At 51.3% G+C, this 4,055-nt stretch carries 3 protein-coding genes and 1 pseudogene; 3 read left to right on the forward strand and 1 reads right to left on the reverse strand.

Annotation, left to right across the window (positions count from 1 at the left end; translation table 11 throughout):
* Positions 1-97 precede the first annotated feature (97 nt).
* A pseudogene (locus B7444_RS16190) lies at positions 98-1,166 on the reverse strand (IS5 family transposase).
* A 399-nt stretch (positions 1,167-1,565) separates the two neighbouring features.
* On the opposite strand from B7444_RS16190, the gene ampC reads away from it, so the two are divergent.
* From ampC to B7444_RS16205, 3 genes are all read left to right on the forward strand, one after another.
* Entirely contained in the window at positions 1,566-2,714 is a 1,149-nt protein-coding gene (gene ampC, locus B7444_RS16195) for a class C beta-lactamase (RefSeq protein WP_035730667.1), read from the forward strand.
* A gap of 239 nt (positions 2,715-2,953) precedes the next feature.
* Positions 2,954-3,319 (forward strand): PadR family transcriptional regulator, encoded by a 366-nt coding sequence (locus B7444_RS16200; protein WP_052001664.1) that lies wholly within the window; start codon positions 2,954-2,956, stop codon positions 3,317-3,319.
* Positions 3,316-3,900: a hypothetical protein gene (locus B7444_RS16205; RefSeq protein ID WP_035730670.1), complete on the forward strand. Its 585-nt coding sequence runs from the start codon at positions 3,316-3,318 to the stop codon at positions 3,898-3,900. The genes B7444_RS16200 and B7444_RS16205 overlap by 4 nt, the downstream gene beginning before the upstream one ends.
* Positions 3,901-4,055: the final 155 nt, after the last annotated feature.

A 4,055-nucleotide genomic window follows, 5' to 3' on the forward strand; every position in this document is an offset into this window, starting at 1 on the left:
CTCGTAATTTCAGGGTTGTGGCGTGCTGATTGAAGGTTCCCGGGGTGGCTTTCGATCTGCGTTTTGAACAGACCGGGGAGTATCGCCACCGGGATGGCTACGCGCTCGCGCTGATCCGTTCCAGGAAGAGGAAGCGGCGCATATTGTAGACGATATTAGCCAGCCCGATCCTCATGGTGGCTCGCGCGATGCCAACTGTTCGGACGAACAGCCTGGTCTGTGATTTCTGATCAGCAAAGACATGCTCGACACGCGACTGGATCACGGACTTTCCAGCATTCGACTTCTGGGTATGCCGGGGCATGGGCTTGAGATGCGGCTTTTTCCTGTGAACCTTTGAGACAAAGCCCTGCTTTTCCATGAAGTCTTCATTGGCTTTGGAGCGATAGGCTGTATCTGCCCAGACCGTTGAAGCCGTATTGGTTTTATCCAGCAGGCCTTCGCGCAGTCTGGCGCCATCATTGGCGGCGGCATGCGTCGTTTTCCGTTTTCGGATCAGACGAAACTTCCGGTCGATGGAAATATGGGATTTGTAGCCAAAGAACGGAATGGCGAGATCCGTGGTTGGGAGCGTTCCGTCCTCCTGCCGCTTTGCCTTCGTGAACTTCAGTGTCCAACGGGCGTGCCTGTCCTTATGGGACAGCTTTGACGACTTGTCTTTCCAGCCTTCAGGGGGGCCGGCCTTCCCGAAGATCGGCTTTCTCCCCATTGGTATTGCGCTGCTTGGGCGCTGCCACCAGGATCTGGCCTGACATCGACAGATAGCCCGCGTACCGCAGGGTTGTATCAAAGCGATTGAATAGACCATCGATCGCACCCGCCTGTGTCAGACGCTCGCGAAACAGCCAGACCGTTTTGGCAGCAGGCACACGGTCCGACAGCCCCAATCCCAGAAAGCGCATAAAAGACAGACGGTCATTGATCAGATACTCCGTCCGTTCATCAGACAAATTGTTCAACGTCTGGATCACCAGAACTTTAAACATCAACACCGGGTCAAACGGTGGCCGTCCGTCCTTGCTTCCGTCGGAATACGCCAGAGCCCTTTCCAGATCAGGGCGAAACGACTCAAAGTCTACAGTCCGGGAAAACGCTTCGAGCTGATCGCCAAGCCCGCTCAGGCGAGCAAGCCGCTCTTCAACATCAAAGAAACCAGACTGCTTCATGAGCCAATCCCCCAAATCACTACGAAAGGAATGGGATCACACAGACGAGCTCAAAACTAGAAGGTTTTTCGAACCCTCCATCTGTCGGCGCCGACTTAGCGGAATGGAATTTGTCATCGTGTTTCTTTTCCCGGGTCCATCAAATCCCATTTTGCAGATCTTGAGTTCGATGGCGTGGCAAAAGCGGAAGAGACTTTCGGAAAACGCCTACAATGTAGATGTACAGAAGCTGCACAACTCCTCGGTAAGCGAACTTATGGTCCTAAGGAGTCAATTAGTCTCATCTTGTAGCTTCACGTCTGGACTGTGGCTTGTGGTATCGTGAGCGCCTTAAGTTTGTCCCTTAGCACTCTGTATTCTCACGAACTCACGAGAGGAATTCAGGGGTGGAGCATATAGATGAATAAGCGGCCGTTAATTATGGCACTTTCTGTTGCCGTAATCGCTTCAAGGATTTTTCCTGCAAAAGCTGACAGTTTTTCTGAACAGGCGCGGGAGGTGCTCAGACCCGTGATGAAAAAATACGACATACCCGGGCTTGTTGTCGGTATTACCCGTAACGGCAAACATGAATTTTATGTCGCTGGAGTAGCCTCACGGGCCGATAACCGTGCTGTCACACCTGATACTCTGTTTGAACTCGGCTCAATAAGCAAAATTTTTAATGTGACGCTTGCAGCATTGGCTGAAGAACGCGGTAAACTCAGCCTCAATGACACAGTGGCACATTATGTCTGTGTAGACGCCTGCTCGATAGGCAATCGGTTGACCCTCATGGATCTGGCAACGCACCATTCGGGAGGCCTGCCTTTGCAGGTTCCGGGAAGCATAACCGACGTCGATGGGCTGGTGGCCTGGCTGAAGAACTGGCATCCGTCGGAACCGGGCGCAAGAAGCTACTCCAACATCAGCATCGGAATGCTTGGCTACATCACTGGCAAGGCCATGGACTCTGACTATAAGCATGTCGTGCAGGACGTACTTATTCCTATGTTCAGGCTACAGCATACTTGGATCGATATACCAAAAAGCGAAATGGGCCAGTACGCTTGGGGATATGAGCGCAAGACCAACGCACCAATCCGAATGAGCCCCGGTGTTTTGGCTGATGAAGCCTACGGCATAAAATCGAACGCTCGGGACATGCTGAAGGTCCTCGATGTAGAGATGGGTCAGGGGGCAGCTTCGGAAGAATTGCGGAAGGCTGTAAAGAAAACTCATGAAGGACAGTACAAAACAGCGTTCTTCACGCAGGACATGATCTGGGAGCAATACTCCTGGCCCACTCACCTACATACAATGATAAGGGGCAATGGATCTGACTTTATTATGAAACCACAATCAGAAAAGAAGTTGAGCCCGCCGCTCCCTCCGCAGAAAAACGTTCTACTGAACAAAACCGGATCAACGAACGGTTTTGGTGGCTATATTGTAATCCTGCCCGGTGAAAATATCGGCGTAGTTGTCTTGGCTAACAAAAACTATCCTAATGAAGCCCGGGTGAAAGCCGTTTACTCGCTCATTGAAGGACTGCACTCCAAGCAATAGTTTCCAAGGGCCAAGACGTCCGAGTTTGAAGATCTATGTCAGAAAGCAGACCTTCCGTATCCCCCCCATTCTGGACCTTCCTTGAATGGAGCTAGTTATTGTTAAAGAACAATGAAGTGGCTGTAATCTGGCCATTTAACTCGAAATTCGTGTAACCCTCGATAAACATTCAAGGCACAGATAAAAACGTATTTCAAGATATCCTTGCATTGCATGGATATCTTCTTCATAAACCTTGCATGACAAGAAAATCAGATGAGCCGAGAGATGTAATTGCCAAGTGGGAGGTTCAGCTACGCAAAGGCGTGTTGGAATTCATCATTCTGCTTTCACTTAATGAACGCGAACAATACGGTTTCGAACTCATCTCGGGTATTGCCGAACGGGCCGCAATCAATGTGTCGGAAGGAACTTTGTATCCACTCCTGCTGCGCCTGCAGAAGGAAGAGTTAATTTCGTCTCGTCTTGCCGAAGGCGACGGTGGAGCGCCCCGAAAATATTACACCCTGACGCCTCAAGGGAGGGAGCTTTTACAAGCCATGATCCCAACTTGGTCGAAACTCACCATCTCCGTTGATCGTCTTTTGCATGGAGCCACTGTATGATACCCACTTTTACAGACCCCGCCGCAAACCGTCTTTGGGAAGACTATTTCGCCCGAGTCAATCGTCTGCTGACTCATTCTGGCGCAGACAGGAAAGAGTTGCTGATCGATCTTGAAGCGCATCTCGCTGACAGTCTGATTGCCAATGCGCAAGGGACCGAAATGGAACGGCTTCAGTGCGCTCTTGCTCGTCTGGGGCAGCCTGAGGAATACCTAAGACCGCTGTTGGCCGATGACCTGATCGATCGCGGAACGCGAACCTACGCTCCACTTACAATCATCCGCGGTTTATTCCACGCTGTTCTGGCGGGATTACGTCGAGCGGCGATCGCGTGCGGATTCAGTCTTGGATATCTGTGCCTTGCCATCTTCGTGGCGATCGCTGTCCTGAAGCCCGTATGGCGCGATCATGTCGGTGTATTTCAAGGCGAGAACGGCACGATTAGAGCTGGTATTTTCTCGCTGTCAGGAAGCGATCACGACATGCTGGGCTGGTGGACGACGCCGATTGCGCTCCTACTCGCAGCGCTTGTCTATGTGGGTTTGACAAAGAGCTTACGTGCTCTTCGTCACCAGCCATAAACGGTTGTCCTGATATCCTGTAGAACAAGGGTTTACTACTGGTGCGCGTCCTTTGTTTTATTCACGTTGGCTTCGCAAGGCACTTGCGCATCCATCTGGAAAGATTTTGTTGCCTAGGCTCAGGACTCATAGCCAGAACATGATGGTTGCGGCGA

It is taken from the genome of Gluconobacter thailandicus F149-1 = NBRC 100600, assembly GCF_000964465.1.
GTDB classification, from domain to species: Bacteria; Pseudomonadota; Alphaproteobacteria; order Acetobacterales; family Acetobacteraceae; genus Gluconobacter; species Gluconobacter thailandicus.